Annotated in this window: 4 protein-coding genes; 3 read left to right on the top strand and 1 reads right to left on the bottom strand. The window is 38.2% G+C overall.

Annotated elements, in window-relative coordinates; translation table 11 throughout:
* Nucleotides 1–89: 89 nt before the first annotated feature.
* On the bottom strand, nucleotides 90–338 hold the full coding sequence (locus tag N518_RS0115190; protein WP_026444485.1) for a helix-turn-helix domain-containing protein: 249 nt from the start codon (nucleotides 336–338) through the stop codon (nucleotides 90–92).
* Between the two features lie 116 nt (nucleotides 339–454).
* Between N518_RS0115190 and N518_RS0115185 the strand changes: the two genes are divergently transcribed.
* From N518_RS0115185 to N518_RS17335, 3 genes are all read left to right on the top strand, one after another.
* Nucleotides 455–1,153 (top strand): LexA family protein, encoded by a 699-nt coding sequence (locus N518_RS0115185; protein WP_026444484.1) that lies wholly within the window; start codon nucleotides 455–457, stop codon nucleotides 1,151–1,153.
* 35 nt (nucleotides 1,154–1,188) lie between these two features.
* The gene (locus N518_RS0115180) at nucleotides 1,189–1,416 is read left to right on the top strand and encodes a hypothetical protein (protein ID WP_026444483.1); all 228 of its coding nucleotides are present in this window, start codon (nucleotides 1,189–1,191) and stop codon (nucleotides 1,414–1,416) included.
* 307 nt (nucleotides 1,417–1,723) lie between these two features.
* Nucleotides 1,724–1,962 (top strand): hypothetical protein (locus N518_RS17335; RefSeq protein ID WP_212771476.1); only part of this gene is annotated, 239 nt, incomplete at its 3' end.

The following is a 1,962-nucleotide window of genomic DNA, read 5'->3' as shown; positions in this document are numbered from 1 at the left end:
TTTGATATTGGATAGAACACGTGCCCGTTCATGATTTTCAGGAGATAAACGAACATGCGTAGATTTCTTTTCAAGACTCATAAATTCACCTATGCACTTAATGCTTGGTTGCGGACGTAATCAAAATCTGCCTCTGGACAAAGCAGGTCGCAGCTAACTGCACCATCACTCTCTTTATCGATTTTGATTGCGAGAGAGGCGCTGCATTTACTGTTGCCATACATGATCTGGTTTAAGTACCCCAGTGAGGTCTGGCAGCGTTTTGCGAAGTCTTCTCGATCACTTAAAGAAAGGCTGGCTAAGAAAGCTTTTAGTTCGGTTGTATTAGCAGAAGACATATCTAAATCTCCCATTAGTAATATTTAGTAAATACTAATTTTTATTACTAAAGAAGTCAACAGAGATTTAGTGTTTACGAATTTACTTTTTACTAAAAAATAGATGAAATACTGTTATGGATATTATTTCTTTAAGACGCGCCAATTTACGCCGGGCCATTGATGCCAAAAATAAATCAGAAGGGTTTTCCTCAGATGCTGCTTTCTGTGAGCATTACGACTTAAACCCCAGCCATATATCTCAGCTTGTAAAAGGTCATGGGAGTTTTGGCGAGCGCGCAGCTCGAAACTTAGAGAAAAAAGTCGGCTGGGAATCCGGCTTGCTAGATAGAGAGCCAGCAAAAAATATCTTTGGTGAAGAAAGCTTTGCTAATGTGCCACGAGTTAAAGCGCGCATGGCTCCCGTCTTATCTTGGGTGCAAGCTGGTAATTTTACGAATGTTGCTGCTGTTGATATGAGTGAAGTTTCTCAATGGCTGCCATTACCAGAAGATGAGTGCTCAAACTGCTTTTTTCTTCAAGTTCAAGGGGTGAGTAATTTTCCTGATTTTATTGAAGGCGATTACATTGTTGTAAACCCTGATGCTTATTATGGGGATATGCAATCGGGAGATATTATTGTGGTCCGTCGTGGTGAAGATGCTACGTTTAAAAAACTGGTTATTGAAACAAATGGCAAAAGATACCTTCAAGCATTAAATCCAGATTTTAAGCCAAATATTATTGAGTTTGATGAAGAATGTCACTTTGTGGGACAAGTGGTTGATTGCGTAAGGTATGTCTATCACGCAAAACCTAGAGTAAGAAAGAGTTAAGAATCAAGGCCGCTGTATGCGGCTTAGGTGTTTTTATGGAAAGAATAATTAAAATTATTAAAGACTGGTGGAATGGAAAGGACACTTATGAAAAGCAAAATCGATACGATGCTGCGTTCTTTATTTCGCCATTAAATAAGAAGCACTGGACCTCTGAATGGGTGCATAAAATTTTGGATTTTTATTTAAAGAATTGGAAATATATTTGGGAGTTAGTTATTGCTGTTTTGACAGCTATTTTTGTTGCTAAATTTTTTGGCTGAGTAATTATCATTAAGCCACATTCCAAATAAAACCGCACCTATCCAGCACATTATGGTAATAAGTGCTTTTCCTTCATGTAATCCAGAAAGTACATGTAATAAATAAATCTGACACGCTATTGATGTTAGCAACATTCCTAGCTTCATGGATACCTCCTAGCCCACCCCGTGTGGGTTTTCTTTTGTCTATTAAAACATGAAATTCAGCAAATACTAATTTTTAACTAAATAAATTTAGTAAATACTATTGACTAATTATTTAGTAAATACTAAATTATAACCATCAAGACAACAAAAAGCCCCAACGTTGTTCCACCAACTTGAGGCCCGACCCACCCTAGTGAGTGAATTAATTATGAATGCAAAACTTACTTTATTCAATAGCCTCCTAATTGCCTCAGTGGTATCAGGCTGCAACTACGCTGATGCAAGTGGGCCTGCACAAGAAGTTGAAGTCTCTATCAATCAGGCTAAACCATTCGTTGCCCTTCAAGAGTTATCAGTTCAGGGCAAGCTTTACCCACATGAACACGAAGGCACGGAATC

This window comes from Acinetobacter sp. UNC436CL71CviS28, from assembly GCF_000620525.1.
In the GTDB taxonomy this organism is placed as follows: Bacteria; Pseudomonadota; Gammaproteobacteria; order Pseudomonadales; family Moraxellaceae; genus Acinetobacter; species Acinetobacter radioresistens.
The sequence above is the reverse complement of the archived record's forward strand: the minus strand, read 5'-3'. Positions and strand labels throughout refer to the sequence as shown.

Excerpts from the sequence above, each read along its gene's own strand:
- N518_RS0115180 (WP_026444483.1), top strand. The coding sequence starts at position 1,189 with ATGGAAAGAATAATTAAAATTATTAAAGACTGGTGGAATGGAAAGGAC.
- N518_RS0115190 (WP_026444485.1), bottom strand. The coding sequence starts at position 338 with ATGTCTTCTGCTAATACAACCGAACTAAAAGCTTTCTTAGCCAGCCTT.
- N518_RS0115185 (WP_026444484.1), top strand. The coding sequence starts at position 455 with ATGGATATTATTTCTTTAAGACGCGCCAATTTACGCCGGGCCATTGAT.